Origin of the sequence: Methylibium sp. Root1272 (genome assembly GCF_001425905.1) — a bacterium.
GTDB lineage: Bacteria > Pseudomonadota > Gammaproteobacteria > Burkholderiales > Burkholderiaceae_C > Methylibium.
In genome coordinates this window covers 520,578-536,100 of sequence record NZ_LMDY01000001.1, presented here as the reverse complement: position 1 = coordinate 536,100, position 15,523 = coordinate 520,578, and the positions used below count along the sequence as shown (strand labels likewise).

At 68.2% G+C, this 15,523-nt stretch carries 13 protein-coding genes; all 13 read left to right on the top strand.

Annotated elements, in window-relative coordinates; all coding sequences use genetic code 11:
- Positions 1 to 23: 23 nt before the first annotated feature.
- The 13 genes from ASC67_RS02510 to glnT all read left to right on the top strand — a co-directional run bounded on the left by ASC67_RS02510 (position 24) and on the right by glnT (position 15,393).
- The gene (locus ASC67_RS02510; RefSeq protein WP_056314756.1) at positions 24 to 1,373 is read left to right on the top strand and encodes an FAD-binding oxidoreductase; all 1,350 of its coding nucleotides are present in this window, start codon (positions 24 to 26) and stop codon (positions 1,371 to 1,373) included.
- Between the two features lie 130 nt (positions 1,374 to 1,503).
- Positions 1,504 to 2,307: a gamma-glutamyl-gamma-aminobutyrate hydrolase family protein gene (locus ASC67_RS02505; protein WP_056314753.1), complete on the top strand. Its 804-nt coding sequence runs from the start codon at positions 1,504 to 1,506 to the stop codon at positions 2,305 to 2,307.
- A 91-nt stretch (positions 2,308 to 2,398) separates the two neighbouring features.
- Positions 2,399 to 3,766, top strand: coding sequence for a glutamine synthetase family protein (locus ASC67_RS02500; RefSeq protein ID WP_056314752.1), 1,368 nt, complete (start codon positions 2,399 to 2,401; stop codon positions 3,764 to 3,766).
- A gap of 22 nt (positions 3,767 to 3,788) precedes the next feature.
- Positions 3,789 to 5,168: an aspartate aminotransferase family protein gene (locus ASC67_RS02495; RefSeq protein WP_056314750.1), complete on the top strand. Its 1,380-nt coding sequence runs from the start codon at positions 3,789 to 3,791 to the stop codon at positions 5,166 to 5,168.
- Between the two features lie 92 nt (positions 5,169 to 5,260).
- Positions 5,261 to 6,391: a polyamine ABC transporter substrate-binding protein gene (locus tag ASC67_RS02490; protein ID WP_056314749.1), complete on the top strand. Its 1,131-nt coding sequence runs from the start codon at positions 5,261 to 5,263 to the stop codon at positions 6,389 to 6,391.
- A gap of 28 nt (positions 6,392 to 6,419) precedes the next feature.
- Positions 6,420 to 7,535 carry an ABC transporter ATP-binding protein gene (locus ASC67_RS02485; protein WP_056314747.1) on the top strand — a complete coding sequence of 372 codons (1,116 nt, stop codon included), beginning with the start codon at positions 6,420 to 6,422 and terminating at the stop codon, positions 7,533 to 7,535.
- The gene (locus ASC67_RS02480; protein ID WP_082535781.1) at positions 7,532 to 8,500 is read left to right on the top strand and encodes an ABC transporter permease subunit; all 969 of its coding nucleotides are present in this window, start codon (positions 7,532 to 7,534) and stop codon (positions 8,498 to 8,500) included. The genes ASC67_RS02485 and ASC67_RS02480 overlap by 4 nt, the downstream gene beginning before the upstream one ends.
- Positions 8,497 to 9,363, top strand: coding sequence for an ABC transporter permease (locus ASC67_RS02475; protein ID WP_156466623.1), 867 nt, complete (start codon positions 8,497 to 8,499; stop codon positions 9,361 to 9,363). Before ASC67_RS02480 ends, ASC67_RS02475 begins: the two co-directional genes overlap by 4 nt.
- Before the next feature lie 54 nt (positions 9,364 to 9,417).
- Positions 9,418 to 10,806, top strand: a complete 1,389-nt coding sequence (locus ASC67_RS02470) for a DUF3138 family protein (protein ID WP_056314744.1) — start codon at positions 9,418 to 9,420, stop codon at positions 10,804 to 10,806.
- 118 nt (positions 10,807 to 10,924) lie between these two features.
- Positions 10,925 to 11,221 carry a cupin domain-containing protein gene (locus ASC67_RS02465; protein WP_235566194.1) on the top strand — a complete coding sequence of 99 codons (297 nt, stop codon included), beginning with the start codon at positions 10,925 to 10,927 and terminating at the stop codon, positions 11,219 to 11,221.
- Positions 11,218 to 12,717, top strand: coding sequence for an aldehyde dehydrogenase (locus tag ASC67_RS02460; RefSeq protein ID WP_056314739.1), 1,500 nt, complete (start codon positions 11,218 to 11,220; stop codon positions 12,715 to 12,717). The genes ASC67_RS02465 and ASC67_RS02460 overlap by 4 nt, the downstream gene beginning before the upstream one ends.
- Before the next feature lie 47 nt (positions 12,718 to 12,764).
- Positions 12,765 to 14,045: a 4-aminobutyrate--2-oxoglutarate transaminase gene (gabT, locus tag ASC67_RS02455; protein WP_056314736.1), complete on the top strand. Its 1,281-nt coding sequence runs from the start codon at positions 12,765 to 12,767 to the stop codon at positions 14,043 to 14,045.
- The gene (gene glnT, locus ASC67_RS02450; RefSeq protein WP_082535780.1) at positions 14,038 to 15,393 is read left to right on the top strand and encodes a type III glutamate--ammonia ligase; all 1,356 of its coding nucleotides are present in this window, start codon (positions 14,038 to 14,040) and stop codon (positions 15,391 to 15,393) included. The genes gabT and glnT overlap by 8 nt, the downstream gene beginning before the upstream one ends.
- Positions 15,394 to 15,523 lie beyond the last annotated feature (130 nt).

Sequence of the window (15,523 nt, the reverse complement as noted above, 5' to 3'; positions counted from 1 at the left end):
GAGCACTGCCTAGCGCCTACCGTATGAGCCTCCTTCGCGCCGATCAGGACCTCACGCGAGACTCGTATTACGCCGCCACCGCGCCGCGTGAGGCGGACTTGCCGGCGCTGCAGGAAGATCTGACGGCCGATGTCGCGGTGGTCGGTGGCGGTCTGGCCGGCTTGTCGGCGGCCATCGAGCTGGCCGATCGCGGCTTCAGCGTCGCTCTGCTCGAGGCGCGGCAGATCGGATGGGGGGCCTCCGGGCGCAACGGCGGTCAGGCGATCCACGGCTTGGCGTGCGACCAGTCGGAGATCGAGTCGCAACTCGGGCTGTCCGAGGCGCAGCGCATCTGGAACATGTCGATCGAGGCGCTCGATCTGATCCGCGCGCGCTGCCGTCGCTTCGCCATCGACTGCGACTGGCAGGACGGCTACCTGGGCCTGGCCGTCAATGCCCGCAAGGCGCGCGAGCTGCAGGCCTGGCACGAGCGCATGGCCCGCGTCTACGGCTATCCGATGCAGTGGATCACGCCCGACGAACTGCCCCGCTGGATTGCCAGCCCGCGCTTCCACAGCGGCCTGCACGACGCGCGCTCCGGCCACCTGCACCCGCTGAAGTACAGCCTGGGGCTGGCACGCGCCGCGCGATCGCTCGGTGTGCGCATCTTCGAGCACTCCGCCGTCACCGCGCTCGAACAGGCGGTCGCTCCCGGCACCTCCAGCACCGTGCGCACGGCACGCGGCAGCGTGCGGGCCCGGCAGGTGCTGCTGGCCGGCAACGTCTACCTGCAGGAGCTCGCCCCGCAGATCGCACCGTCGCTGAACGCCCGCATCATGCCGGTCGGCACCTACATCGTGTGCTCCGAGCCGCTCGATCCGGCGCGCTGCGACGCCCTGATCCCTTCGCGTTCGGCGGTGTGCGACACCAACTTCGTGCTCGACTACTTCCGCCCGACCGCCGACGCCCGCCTGCTGTACGGTGGCCGCGTCAGCTACAGCACGGTGACACCGACGAATCTGGCGGCCGGCATGCAGCAACGCATGGTCGGCACCTTCCCCCAGCTCGACGGCACACGCATCGAATACGCCTGGGGCGGCTTCGTCGACATCTCGATGAACCGCGCGCCCGATTTCGGGCGCCTGCCCGCACGCGGTGCAGGCGGCACCGCAACCGCCGCGCCGAACATCTACTACCTGCAGGGGTTCTCAGGCCACGGGCTGGCGCTCACCGGCCTGGCCGGCCAGCTGGTGGCCGAGGCGATGGCCGGCGACGCCTCGCGCTTCGACACCTTCGCGCGCCTGAGGCATCACGCCTTTCCCGGCGGCCGTCTGCTGCGCACGCCGGCACTGGTGCTGGGCATGGCGTACTACCGGCTGAAGGATGCCCTGTGAATCGCTGCAGCGCTCTCCTCCGTACTCGTGAGACTGCCCGCTGCGGCCGTGGCCGTGGCATGCTGCTTGCACGGTGTGGCTGCCTCCGGCACGCCACGCGCACAGCCTGCGCTCCAGCGCGATCCGCCCCATGAACCGCCCCGACTTCCCTCGCTCTCCGGCCCGCCCGGTCGTGCTGGTGCCGGCCTGCAACCGCGTCATCGGACTGCACCCTTTCCACGTGGCCGGGCAGAAGTACATCGATGCGGTCCGCCTGGCCGGCTGCCTGCCGCTGGTGGTGCCATCGGCCCAGGCGCACGAGATCGACGAACTGCTCGACCTCGCCGACGGCGTGTTCCTGACTGGCTCGCCGAGCAATGTGCATCCGCGCCACTTCGACGAGGTGGTGAACGACCCCCGACTGCCGCTCGACCCGGTGCGCGACGACTGGACGCTGCCGCTGATCCCGCGCGCGCTCGAGCGCGGGATCCCGCTGTTCGCCATCTGCCGCGGCTTCCAGGAAACCAACGTGGCCCTGGGCGGCACGCTGCACCAGGCGGTGCAGGAGCGGCCGGGCCTGATGGACCACCGCTCCGACGATGCCCAGACGGTGGACGTGCAGTACGGTCCGGCCCACCCCGTGAGCGTGGTGCCCGGCGGCCTGCTGGACACCCTGCTCGGCAGCGCCGACTTCAAGGTCAACAGCTTGCACGGCCAGGGCGTGAACCGCCTGGCCGCAGGGCTGCGCGCCGAGGCCATCGCCCCTGATGGCGTCGTCGAGGCCTTCAGCCTGCCCTCGGCACCGGCCTTCAATCTCGGCGTGCAATGGCACCCCGAGTGGCAGGCGCGCGACAACCCGGTGTCGATGAAGCTGCTGCGCGCCTTCGGCGACGCCTGCCGCAGCTTCCGCGAACTCAACCGTGAATCCGTCCGCGAGCGCCCTCGCGTGCCCTAGATCCCTGCCAGGCCCGCCACGATGGCGCGGCTCGATGCGATGGCGCGCCGCTTCCCCCTCCCAAAGCGCGCAGCGAACGAACAGGTGACTTATGGTGGTCCGCGACAACTTCACATTCAGCGAACTCGAACAATGGCTCAATGAGCGCCGCGTCACGGAGATCGAGTGCCTCGTGCCCGACCTGACCGGCGTGGCGCGCGGCAAGATCCTGCCGCGCGAGAAATTCACCGAAGACCGCGGCATGCGACTGCCCGAGGCGGTGGTCGCGATGGGCGTGACCGGCGAATTCCCCGAGGAAGGGCCGTACTACGACGTCATCAGTCCGACCGACCAGGACATGCACCTGCGGCCCGACCCGACCACGGTACGCATCGTGCCCTGGGCCACCGACCCCACCGCGCAGGTGATCCACGACTGCTTCGATCGCAACGGCAAGCTGGTGCCGTTCGCGCCGCGCTCGGTGCTGCGCCGCGTCTGCGAGCTGTTCGAGGCCGAGGGCTGGAACCCGGTGGTCGCACCCGAACTGGAGTTCTACCTGGTGGCGCGCAACACCGATCCCGACGTGCCGCTGAAGGCGCCGATCGGCCGCAGCGGCCGCGCCGAGACCTCGCGCCAGGCCTATTCGATCGACGCCGTCAACGAGTTCGACCCGCTGTTCGAGGACGTGTACGACTACTGCGAGAAGATGGAGCTCAATGTCGACACGCTGATCCACGAGGTCGGCGCGGGCCAGATGGAGATCAACTTCTTCCATGCCCACCCGCTGGGTCTGGCCGACGAGGTGTTCTTCTTCAAGCGCACGGTGCGTGAGGCGGCGATGCGCCACAACATGTTCGCCACCTTCATGGCCAAGCCGATCGCCGGCGAGCCCGGCAGCGCGATGCACATCCACCAGAGCATCGTCAGCAAGGCCACCGGACGCAACATCTTCAGCAACGAGGACGGCACGCCGAGCCAGGAGTTCTACTGGTACATCGGCGGCCTGCAGAAGTACGTGCCCGCGGCGATGGCGCTGTTCGCCCCCTACGTGAACAGCTACCGCCGCCTGGTGCGCTCGAACGCCGCGCCGATCAACATCCAGTGGGGCACCGACAACCGCACCGTCGGCATCCGCTCGCCGGTGGCCACCCCGGCGGCCCGGCGCATCGAGAACCGCGTGATCGGCGCCGACGCCAACCCCTACGCCGCGCTGGCCGCCACGCTGGCCTGCGGCTACCTGGGCATCAAGAACCGCATCGAGCCGACGCCGGAATGCAAGGGCGACGCCTACCTGGGCGACTTCCAGCTGCCGCGCAGCCTGGGCGAGGCCCTGGAGCTGCTGCGCGCCGAGAAGGACCTGGCCGAGGTGCTGGGCGAGTCCTTCGTCACGGTCTACACCGAGGTCAAGGAGATCGAATACGCCGAGTTCATGAAGGTGATCTCGCCCTGGGAGCGGGAGCACCTTCTGCTGCACGTCTGACCGACCGAGCGAAGCGAACGACATGAGCCGAACCACGCAAGCCTGGCAGGCCGCCGATGCGGCGCACTTCCTGCACCCCTTCACCGACTTCGACGCGCTGGCGAAGAAGGGCTCGCGCATCATCGAGCGGGCCGAGAACATCTACCTCTGGGACAGCGAGGGCCACAAGATCCTCGACGCGATGAGCGGGCTGTGGTGCGTCAATGTCGGCTACGGCCAGCAGGAGCTGATCGACGCCGCCACCGCCCAGCTGAAGCAGCTGCCCTTCTACAACGCCTTCTTCCAGACCGCCACGCCCCCGGCGATCGAGCTGGCGGAGCTGCTGAGCGAGGTGACGCCACCGCAGTTCCAGCATGTGTTCTTCTCAGGCTCCGGCTCAGAGGGCAACGACACCGTGGTGCGCATGGTGCGCCGCTACTGGGACGTGCTCGGCCAGCCCGAGCGCAAGGTGATCATCAGCCGCAACAACGCCTACCACGGCTCGACGATGGCCGGCGCCTCGCTCGGCGGCATGAGCGGCATGCACGCCCAGGGCGGCCTGCCGATCCCCGACATCACCCACATCGAGCAGCCCTACTGGTACGAACTGGGCCGGCCGCAGGCACTGAGCCGCGACGACTTCGGCCGCCTTGCCGCCAGCTGGCTGGAGAAGAAGATCATCGAGGTCGGGCCGGAGCGCGTGGCCGCCTTCATCGGCGAGCCGGTCCAGGGCGCCGGCGGCGTGATCATCCCGCCGGCCACCTATTGGCCCGCCATCCAGGCGATCTGCGACAAGTACGGCATCCTGCTGGTGTCCGACGAGGTGATCTGCGGCTTCGGCCGGACCGGCCGCTGGTGGGGCTGCGAGACCATGGGCACCCGCCCCGATCTGATGACCTTCGCCAAGGGCGTGACCTCGGGCTACATCCCGCTGGGCGGCGTGATGGTCGGCGAGCGCGTCGCCAGGGTGCTGATCGAACAAGGCGGCGAGTTCAACCACGGCTACACCTACAGCGGCCACCCGGTCGCCTGCGCGGTGGCACTGGCGAACATCCGGCTGATCCAGCGCGACAGACTGGTGGACAGGGTACGCGACGACCTCGGCCCCTACCTGGCCCAGCACTTCGAGGCGCTCAAGGCCCACCCGCTGGTCGGTGACGCCGAGACCTGCGGCCTGATGGGGGCGGTGGTGCTGACCAAGGACAAGGCGAGCGGCACGCCATTTGCATCCGATCTGGAGGTCGGCATGGTCTGCCGCGGACACTGCTTCGGCAACGGTCTGATCATGCGCGCCGTTGGCGACAGAATGATCATCGCGCCACCGCTGGTGATGACCCGCGACCAGATCGACGAGATGATGGTGCTGATCAAGCGTTGCCTGGATCTGACATGGGCGGACGTCAAGGCCCGGGGCTGGGTCTGACCGAATTGCCCAGGGGTCATCGTCTCGGGGAAGCTGTGCGTTAGGGCGTTGCGTTCTTACCTTTGTCTTAGTCTCAACCCGGAGGATTCCATATGAAGCTGTTGTCGTCGCGCCGTGCGGTCGGTGCCCTGGGCCTGGTCGCCAGCGTCGCTGCCGCGTGCAGCCTGCTGACCAGCCCGGCCCACGCCCAGGAGGAGAAGGTCCTCAATGTCTACAACTGGTCCGACTACATCGCCGAGGACACGCTGGCCAACTTCGAGAAGGAAACCGGCATCAAGGTCCGCTACGACAACTTCGACAACAACGAGATCGTCCATGCCAAGCTGGTGGCCGGCAAGACCGGCTACGACGTGGTGGTGCCCTCCTCCTACTGGGCCAAGCTACAGGCCGACGGCGGGCTGCTTCAGAAACTGGACAAGGCGCAGCTGCCGAACCTGAAGAACCTCGATCCGGCGCTGCAGGAGCAACTCGCCAAGCTCGATCCGGGCAACCAGTACCAGGTCAACTGGCTGTGGGGCTACACCACGGTCGGCATCAACGTCGACAAGGTCAAGGCCGCCCTGGGCAACCTGCCGATGCCCGACAACGCCTGGGACCTGGTGTTCAAGCCGGAGTACATCTCCAAGCTCAAGAGCTGCGGCGTGAGCATGCTCGACTCGGCCACCGAGGTCGTCCCGGCCGCCCTGCACTACCTGGGCAAGCCCGCCTACAGCAAGAACCAGGCGGACTACGCCGGCGTCGCTCCGCTGCTGAAGAGCGTGCGGCCCTACGTGACGCTGTTCAGTTCGTCCGGCTACATCAACGACATGGCCAACGGTTCGATCTGCCTCGCGCTGGGCTGGTCGGGTGACATCAACATCGCCAAGCAACGCGCCATCGACGGCAAGACCGGTCAGAAGATCGAGGCGCTGATCCCGAAGACCGGCGGCGTGCTGTTCTTCGACGTGATGGTGATCCCGTCGGATGCTCCGCACCCCGGCAACGCCCACAAGTTCATCAACTACATCATGCGGCCCGAGGTCGCGGCCAGCCTCACCAACAAGGTGTTCTACGCCAACCCGAACAAGGAATCCAAGAAGTTCGTCAAGCCCGAGATCGCCGGTAACCCGACCGTCTTCCTGAACGAGGCCGACCTGAAGAAGATGGCCGCGCCCGACGGTATCGGCAGCGACATCCGACGGACCATGACGAGGCTCTACACGTCGTTCAAGACCGGTATCTGATCGTTAGGCCATAACGAGGGAGGGCGTGATGGCGAACGACAACGGCGGCGCAAAGGCCGCCAGCGGTTACCTGCAGATCCAGGACGTGGTGAAGGACTTCGGCGGCGGTGCCGTCGCGGTCAACCACGTCAGCATCGACATCGCCCAGGGCGAGATCTTCGCGCTGCTGGGCTCGTCGGGCTGCGGCAAGACCACGCTGCTGCGGATGCTGGCGGGCTTCGAGACGCCGACCTCCGGGCGGATCGTGCTCAACGGGCAGGACCTGGCCGGCATGCCACCGTACGAGCGGCCGATCAACATGATGTTCCAGTCGTACGCGCTGTTCCCGCACCTCACGGTGTGGGACAACATCGCATTCGGGCTGCGTCGCGACGGCATGCCCAAGGACGAGGTCGCGCAGCGGGTCGACGCGATGCTCAAGCTGGTGCAGCTGGGCAAGTACGGCAAGCGCAAGCCGCACCAGCTCTCCGGTGGCCAGCAGCAGCGTGTCGCGCTGGCGCGCAGCCTGGCCAAGCGGCCCAAGCTGCTGCTGCTCGACGAGCCGCTCGGCGCGCTCGACAAGAAGCTGCGCGAGGAAACGCAGATCGAGCTGGTCAACATCATCGAGGAAGTCGGCGTGACCTGCGTGATGGTGACGCACGACCAGGAAGAAGCCATGACCATGGCCTCGCGCATCGCGATCATGAGCGAGGGCAAGGTGCTGCAGGTGGGCGCGCCGGCCGACGTCTACGAGACGCCGGCAACGCGATTCGTGGCCGATTTCATCGGCAATGTGAACCTGATGGACGGCACGCTGAGCGAGGACCACCCCGATCACGTGGTGATCTCCTGCAAGGACTGCAGCCACTTCGTCGGCCACGGCATCACGGGCACCGAGGGCATGACGGTCAGCGTCGCGGTGCGGCCCGAGAAGATCGGCCTCGGCCCCGACGAGCCGCCAGGCCCGCACAACCGCGCGCGCGGCACGATCAAGGATCTGTCGTACTTCGGCAGCTTCACCGTCTACCACCTGCAGCTCGACAGCGGCGCCGTGCTGAAGATCAGCCAGAGCAACGTCGAGCGGCATCGCGACGTCCAGCTGACCTGGGGCGACACCGCCTGGGCCTCCTGGTCGCCGTCGTCGCAAGTGGTGCTGACGCAATGAGCGCCCGCCCCGACCTGATGGCGCGGGTGCAGAAGGTGCCGCTGCTGGGGTGGCTGGCCGGCCTGCTGAGCGGCCGGCGCTCCGTCATCGGCATTCCCTACGTCTGGCTGCTGGTGTTCTTCCTGTTCCCGTTCCTGATCGTCATGAAGATCAGCGTCTCCGAGATGGAGAACGTGCACTTCAAGGACCTGATCACGGTCAGCGACGGCGTGATCAACCTGTCGCTGAAGTTCAGCAACTACATCTACATCACGCAGGACGATCTCTACTTCTCCACCTACCTGTCGAGCCTGAAGTACGCCGCCGTCACCACGGTGCTGTGCCTGGCGATCGGCTATCCCTTCGCCTACTTCATGGCGCGCGCCAAGGCGACGCTGCAGCCCGCGCTGCTGATGCTGGTGATGCTGCCGTTCTGGACCTCGTTCCTGCTGCGCGTGTATGCCTGGAAGGGTCTGCTGGGCGAGAACGGCTGGGTCGCCGACCTGCTGATCGCGCTGCGCATCGACCACCTGCTGCTGGCCGGCGGCCTGATCCCCTCGCTCGGCAAGTTCATGAACTCGCCGTTCTCGCTGGTCATCGGCATGGTCTACACCTACCTGCCGTTCATGATCCTGCCGCTGTACGCGAACCTGTCCAAGATGGACCTGCGGCTGCTGGAGGCGGCCACCGACCTGGGCGCCACGCCGGCCACCGCCTTCTGGAAGATCACGGTGCCGCTGTCGAAGGCCGGCATCATCGCCGGCTCGATGCTGGTCTTCATCCCCTGCGTCGGCGAGTTCGTGATCCCCGAACTGCTGGGCGGACCGCAGACGCTGATGATCGGCCGCGTGCTGTGGGACGAGTTCTTCAGCAACAACGACTGGCCGATGGCGTCGACCGTCGCCGTGGTGATGATCCTGCTGATCATCGTGCCGCTGGCGATCTTCAATCGCTACCAGGCCCAGGCGCAGGAGGCACGGCGATGAGCAGCGGCCGTCGCACTTTGTTCGGCGCCGGCTTCGCCCGGCTCTTTGCGCGTGGCTGGCTGGGCGCCGGCTACCTGTTCCTGTACCTGCCGATCGTCGCGCTGGTCATCTACTCCTTCAACGATTCGCCACTGCCCAGCGTCTGGGCCGGCTTCACGCTGAAGTGGTACGCCAAGCTCGCCACCGACAACGAGATGCTCTCCGGCCTGTGGCTGAGCCTGAAGATCGCCTTCTTCACGGCCTGCGGCTCGGTGGTGCTCGGCACGCTGGCGGCGTTCGCGCTGGTCAAGTACACGCGCTTTCGCGGCCGCACGCTGTTCGGCGGCATGGTCAGCGCGCCGCTGGTCATGCCCGAGGTGATCGTCGGCCTGTCGCTGCTGCTGATGCTGGTGTCGGTGCAGCGCGCGCTGGGTTTTCCGGAACGCGGCACGCTGACCATCTGGCTCGGCCACCTGCTGCTCGGCATGGCCTACGCCACCGTCGTGGTGCAGGCGCGGCTGCAGGAACTCAACCCGCAGCTCGAGGAAGCGGCGATGGACCTGGGCGCGCGGCCGGCCCAGGTGTTCACGCTGGTGACGCTGCCGATGATCGCGCAGTCGCTGGTCTCGGCCTGGCTGCTGACCTTCACGATCTCGCTCGACGACGTGGTGCTATCGGCCTTCCTGTCGGGGCCGGGCTCCACCACGATGCCTCTGGTGATCTTCTCGCGCGCTCGCCTGGGCGTGAACCCCAGCGTCAACGCGATGGCGACCGTGATCATTTCCGTCGTGTTCATCGGCGTCATCACCGCGAGCTATCTGATCGCCCGCGCCGAACGCGAACGCAGCCGCGCCATGGCCCAGGCGCAGCGCGACGGCGGCTGACGAGTTCCCGCCACCCGAAGAAATCCGAACAACCGTCAACAGGAGTTCCGACCGATGAAGAACTTGCAATCCACGGCGCTCGTGCTCGCGCTGGCTGCGGCCTTCCCCGCCGCCCGGGCGCAGAGCAATGCCGACCTCCTCAAGGAGCTGCAGTCGCTGAAGGACCGCGTGACCGAACTCGAGAGCAAGCTCAAGTCGGCCGAGGGAGCCGCTGCCGCGCCGGCGGCGGCGCCCGCCGCGGCGCAATGGGGCATGACGCCGGAGCAGGCGCAGGAGTTCGCACGCGTGCAGGTCAAGACGGAGTCGATCGAGGACAACCTCGAGGCCTGGGGCTTCAAGGGCCTGACGATCACCGGCTACGTGGAGCCGGTCTTCATCTACAACCAGCGCCAGGACCGCGCGGGCTTCCAGTTCCTCAACCAGCAGGGCGACGGCTACTTCTACGACACGTCCTACATGGGCGCGGCATCGATCGACTTCACCAAGGAGACCGACAGCGGCACCCGCTGGAAGCTCACGCTGACGCCGAACCGCGGCGTCGGCGCCGCCATCGACGGCCTGAGCATCGTGCAGGAAGCCTCCGTCTCGGTGCCGCTCGGCGACCTGCAGACACGGCTGATCGCCGGCCAGATACCGGACTGGTCGGGCTACGAGTACCAGCAGCCCACGCTCAACCCGTTCACGACCCACAACCTCCTGTACGACTTCACGCTGCCGCTCGGCTACACCGGTGTCGGCCTCGACGTGACCAGCGGCAAGTGGTGGATGCGCGGGATGATCGCCAACGTCAACGCCACCCAGCGTGGCCCGGGTGAGAAGTCGCCCTCGCTGGTCTACCGTGTCGACTATTCCAAGGGCGAGTTCAACGGCTTCGGCTTCGCTGGCCTGCACGGCAAGTCGCCGAACTTCAACACCGGCTACAACACCATGGCCCACCTGTTCGAGGTGGACGGCTACTTCATCCGCGGCGACTGGACGGTCCAGGGCCAGGTCAGCTATGGCCAGCAGAAGGAAGGCGCGGTCACGCCAGACGCCTCGGGCCGTTACCGCGATGCGCGCTGGTACGGCGTCTCGGGCCTCGCCGGCTATGCGATCACGCCGCGACTGCAGGGCCTGGTGCGCGCCGACTACCTCAAGAACGAAAAGAACGGCGGCGGTCTGTACACCTACAACGGCTACTCGTTCATCGACGAGAACGGCTTGCTGGTCTACGGCAACGACGGCCGCAACGGCATCGGGCCGGATCTCGCCGGCGACCTGGACCGCGGAGCGAACCGCTACGCGCTGACGGTGGGCCTGAAGTACGCGCTCAACCAGAACACCACGCTGAAGGCCGAGTACCGCTTCGACGGCGCGGATCGCGCCGTGTTCGAGGATGTCGACGGCGGCGGCTTCAAGAAGACCAATCAGCTGCTCGGAGCCTCGATCGTCGTGTTCTTCTGACCTGCGCCCTGCCGCGGCCTCGCCGTGGCAGGACTCTCCAACCATGATCCGGCGCCCGCTCCCCTTTCACACCGCCGACACCGCCGCCGAGCCGGGAGGGCCGGCCCCGGAGCGGCGGTTGCGCGGCGACCCCCGCTTCGAGACGCTGAACCACTACACCGATCCGAGCGGGCAGTTCTTTTCGGGCGTCTGGTCGGGTGGCGTCGGCGCCTGGCGCGTGGTGTACGCGGCTCATGAGGAGGAGTTCTGCCAACTGCTCGAGGGCGAGGTGCTGCTCAACGACGCCGACGGTGCGCAGACCCGCCTGAAGGCCGGCGACGCCTTCGTGGTGCCGGGCGGCTACGAGGGCGTGTGGGAGAACCTCACGCCGGTGAAGAAGCTCTACGCCATCATGACCCTGAAGGACACACCATGACCACCGCCACGATCGACTGGCATGCCCGCTCCGCCGCGCTGACGCTGGACGGGCGCGCGCTGATCGGCGGCGAGCGCCATCCGGCACAGGCCGGCGAATCCTTCGACTGCGTCTCGCCGATCGATGGCCGCGTGCTCGGCCGCGTGGCCCGCGGCCAGGCCGCCGACATCGACGCCGCGGTCGCCTCGGCCCGCACCGCCTTCGACGACGGCCGCTGGTCGCGGCGCCCGCCCGCCGCGCGCAAGCGCGTGCTGCTGGCCTTCTCCGAGAAGATCCTCGCGGCGAAGGAGGAGCTCGCGCTGCTCGAGACGCTGGACATGGGCAAGCCCATCCAGTATTCGCTCAGCGTCGACGTGCCGTCCACCGCGCGCTGCATCGCCTGGTACGCCGAGGCGGTCGACAAGGTCTATGACGAGATCGCGCCGACCGGCCCCGGCGCGCTGGCGCTGATCCGGCGCGAGGCGATGGGCGTGATCGGCGCCATCGTGCCCTGGAACTACCCGATGATCATGGCCGCCTGGAAGCTCGGTCCCGCGCTGGCGGCCGGCAACTCGGTGGTGCTCAAGCCCAGCGAGAAGAGCCCGCTGACCGCGCTGCGTCTGGCCGAGCTGGCGCTGGCCGCTGGCCTGCCACCCGGTGTGTTCAACGTGGTGCCCGGCTATGGCCACGAGGCGGGCGAGGCGCTGGCGCTGCACCCGCAGGTCGACGCGATCGGCTTCACCGGCTCCACCCGCGTGGGCCGCAAGATGCTGGAGTACGCCGGACGCAGCAACCTCAAGCGTGTCTACAACGAGCTCGGCGGCAAGAGCGCCTTCCTGGTGTTCCCCGACTTCGACGACCTCGACCGCTGTGCCGCCACCGTGGCCGGCAGCATGTTCTTCAACCAGGGCGAGAGCTGCAACGCACCCTCGCGGCTGCTGGTGCACGAGAGCATCGCCGACGACTTCGCGAAGCGCGTGGCCGCCGAGGCGCCGCAGTACCGCCCCGCCGACCCGCTGGACGCCAAGACCGTGATGGGGGCGCTGGTCGACGACGGCCAGTTGCGCACGGTCATGGGCTACATCGACGCCGGACGGGCCGAGGGCGCCACCGTGCTGGCCGGCGGCGAGCAGGCGCGCAGCGAGACCGGCGGCTACTACGTCGAGCCGACCGTCTTCGACGGCGTGCGCAACGACATGAAGATCGCCCGCGAGGAGATCTTCGGCCCGGTGCTGTCGATCATCCGGTTCAAGGACGAGGCCGAGGCGATCCGCCTCGCCAACGACTCGCCCTACGGCCTGCAGGCCAGCGTGTGGAGCTCGCACATCGACCGCGCGCATCGCGTCGCCGCGGCGCTGCGCGCCGGCACCGTGCACGTGAACCAGTACGACGAGGACGACATCACCGTGCCTTTCGGTGGCTTCAAGCAGAGCGGCAACGGCCGCGACAAGTCGCTGCACGCCTTCGACAAGTACACGGAACTGAAGACGACCTGGCTGCGCATCAACGCGGCCTGAAGACCGTGGGGGCCGCACCGCCCGCCAAGCAGGCAGAGGAGACGAGCATGAAGATCTCGCGCAATGAACAGCTGATGGCCCGCAAGGCCGCCGCCACGCCGCGCGGCGTGGGCGTGATGGCCAGCTTCTTCGCCGATCGAGCGGAGAACGCCCTGCTCTGGGACGTGCAGGGCCAGCGCTACATCGATTTCGCCGGCGGCATCGCGGTGCTGAACACCGGCCACCGCCACCCCAAGGTGGTCGCCGCCATCGAGGCGCAGTTGCAGCGCTTCACGCACAGCTGCTACCAGGTCGTGCCGTACGAGAGCTACGTTGCGCTGGCCGAGAAGCTCAACGCCATCACGCCGGGCAAGCACGCCAAGAAGACCGCTTTCTTCTCGACTGGCGCCGAGGCCGTGGAGAACGCGGTCAAGATCGCCCGCGCCTACACCCGGCGCGGCGGCGTGATCGCCTTCGGTGGCGCCTTCCATGGCCGCTCGCTGTTCGCGGTGGCGCTGACCGGCAAGGTGCAGCCCTACAAGGCCGGCTTCGGACCCTTCCCGCCGGAGATCTACCACGCGCCCTTCCCTTGCCACGGGGCCTCGCTCGATGCGGCGAAGAAGGCGGTCGAGCAACTCTTCAAGGCCGACATCGAGCCCAGCCGCGTCGCCGCCATCGTGTTCGAGCCGGTGCAGGGCGAAGGCGGCTTCAACGTGATCCAGGCCGAGGCCGTGAAGTGGCTGCGCAAGCTGTGCGACGAGCACGGCATCGTGATGATCGCCGACGAGGTGCAGACCGGCTTCGGCCGCACCGGCAAGATGTTCGCGATGCAGCATTTCAACGTCCTGCCCGACCTGCTCGTCAGCGCCAAGAGCCTGGCCGCCGGCCTGCCGCTGTCGGCGGTGACCGGCAGCGCCGAGATCATGGATGCGCCGGCCCCGGGCGGCCTGGGTGGCACCTATGCCGGCAACCCGCTGGCCATCGCCGCAGCCCATGCGGTGATCGAGGTGATGGCCGAGGAAAAACTGCCCGAGCGCGGGCAACAGCTCGGCAGCGAACTCAAGACCCTGCTCAACGGTCTGCGGACCGAGGTCCCGCAGATCGCCGACGTGCGCGGGCTGGGCGCGATGGTCGCGGTCGAATTCCAGCACCCCAAGACCCAGGCGCCCGACGCCGAGATGACCAAGCGCGTGCAGGCCGAGGCGCTGCGTCGCCATCTCATCCTGCTGAGCTGCGGTGTCGACGGCAACGTGCTGCGCTTCCTGTTCCCGCTGACCATCGAGCATGCGGTGTTCGGCGAGGCCCTGGGCATCCTCAGCGATGCGCTGAAGGCGGCCGCGCGTGGCTGAGACGCCGGCCTCGCTTGCCGAGTTCTCTCGCTCGGCGGGCGCGTCGCTCGCCGCCGAGGGCGTGCACACGCTGCTGGTGCAGTTCACCGACCTGCACGGCGTTGCCAAGGGCAAGCTGCTGCCGCTGCACCAGCTGGAAGCCGTGCTGGCCGACGGCGCGGGGTTCGCCGGCCCGTCGATCTGGGGAACCGGCCTGCCGCGCACCGGCCCCCGGGCCGAGTACTACGCTCGCGGTGACGCCGCCACGCTGCAGGCGTTGCCGTGGATGCCCGGCGTCGCGCGCCTCGTCGGCGACGGCTTCGTCGGCGGCAGCGCCTTCGATGCCTGTCCACGCCAGGTGCTCAAGCGCGCCACCGCCCGCCTCGCCGCACGCGGATGGACGCTGCAGACCGGCATCGAGCCCGAGTTCTTCCTGCTCCGCCGCGAGGGCCCGCGCTACGTGCCGGCCGACGACGCCGACCGGCTCGACAAGCCCAGCTACGACCTCAAGAGCCTGCCGCGCCAGCAGGGCTTCCTGCAGGCGCTGCGTGTCGCACTCGAAGGCGCTGGCCTGCAGGTGCTGCAGATCGACCACGAGGACGCCCACGGCCAGTACGAGCTCAACTTCCGCCACGACGAGGCGCTGCGCAGCGCCGACCACGTGATGCTGTTCAAGCTGGCCGCGCACGCGCTCGCCGAACAGCAGGGCTGTGTGTTCTCGATGATGCCCAAGCCCTTCGCCAACCAGCCGGGCAGCGGGCTGCATTTCCATGTGTCGCTGTGGGACGGCGCGCGCTGCCTGTTCGGCGGAACCGATGCGTCCGAGCCCTTGTCGCGGCTCGGACGCCATTTCGTCGCCGGCGTGCTGGCCCACAGCGCGGCGCTGTGCGCACTGGCAGCGCCCACGGTCAACAGCTACAAGCGCCTGGTGGTGGGCGAGTCGCTGTCGGGCACCAGCTGGGCGCCCGCCTATGTGGCGCACGGCCCGAACAACCGCACGGCGCTGGTGCGCACGCTCGCCGGCCGTTTCGAGTGGCGCGTGCCGGATGCCTCGGCCAACCCCTACCTGGCGACCGCGGCGCTGATCGCCGCCGGGCTGGACGGCATCGACCGCGAGCTCGATCCCGTCCCGGCCTGCACCGACGACCTGTTCGCGCTGAGCCTGGCCGAGATCCGGGCGCGCGGCATCGCGCTGCTGCCACAGAGCCTGGGCGAGGCGGTCGACGCGTTCGAGGCCAGCGAGCTGCTGCACGGCGCGCTCGGCGACACGCTGCACCGCGAGTTCGTGCGGCTCAAGCGCGCCGAGTGGATCGACTACGCGCGCCACGTCAGCGACTGGGAGCACGCGCGCTACGGCGCGATGTTCTGAGCGCCGACGCCGGCCGGCGTTGCGCTTGTCACTCAAGCCGGCCCACTCCAGGCCGATAACCACCGAGCACTACCAGTGGAGCAACACGGTGGGATGGTTACTGCGAGCACTGCGAGGACGTGAAACGCCG

What these genes read in the sequence shown, in the direction of transcription:
- ASC67_RS02510 (WP_056314756.1), top strand. Translation starts at nt 24, where the DNA reads ATGAGCCTCCTTCGCGCCGATCAGGACCTCACGCGAGACTCGTATTAC.
- ASC67_RS02505 (WP_056314753.1), top strand. Translation starts at nt 1,504, where the DNA reads ATGAACCGCCCCGACTTCCCTCGCTCTCCGGCCCGCCCGGTCGTGCTG.
- ASC67_RS02500 (WP_056314752.1), top strand. Translation starts at nt 2,399, where the DNA reads ATGGTGGTCCGCGACAACTTCACATTCAGCGAACTCGAACAATGGCTC.
- ASC67_RS02495 (WP_056314750.1), top strand. Translation starts at nt 3,789, where the DNA reads ATGAGCCGAACCACGCAAGCCTGGCAGGCCGCCGATGCGGCGCACTTC.
- ASC67_RS02490 (WP_056314749.1), top strand. Translation starts at nt 5,261, where the DNA reads ATGAAGCTGTTGTCGTCGCGCCGTGCGGTCGGTGCCCTGGGCCTGGTC.
- ASC67_RS02485 (WP_056314747.1), top strand. Translation starts at nt 6,420, where the DNA reads ATGGCGAACGACAACGGCGGCGCAAAGGCCGCCAGCGGTTACCTGCAG.
- ASC67_RS02480 (WP_082535781.1), top strand. Translation starts at nt 7,532, where the DNA reads ATGAGCGCCCGCCCCGACCTGATGGCGCGGGTGCAGAAGGTGCCGCTG.
- ASC67_RS02475 (WP_156466623.1), top strand. Translation starts at nt 8,497, where the DNA reads ATGAGCAGCGGCCGTCGCACTTTGTTCGGCGCCGGCTTCGCCCGGCTC.
- ASC67_RS02470 (WP_056314744.1), top strand. Translation starts at nt 9,418, where the DNA reads ATGAAGAACTTGCAATCCACGGCGCTCGTGCTCGCGCTGGCTGCGGCC.
- ASC67_RS02460 (WP_056314739.1), top strand. Translation starts at nt 11,218, where the DNA reads ATGACCACCGCCACGATCGACTGGCATGCCCGCTCCGCCGCGCTGACG.
- gabT (WP_056314736.1), top strand. Translation starts at nt 12,765, where the DNA reads ATGAAGATCTCGCGCAATGAACAGCTGATGGCCCGCAAGGCCGCCGCC.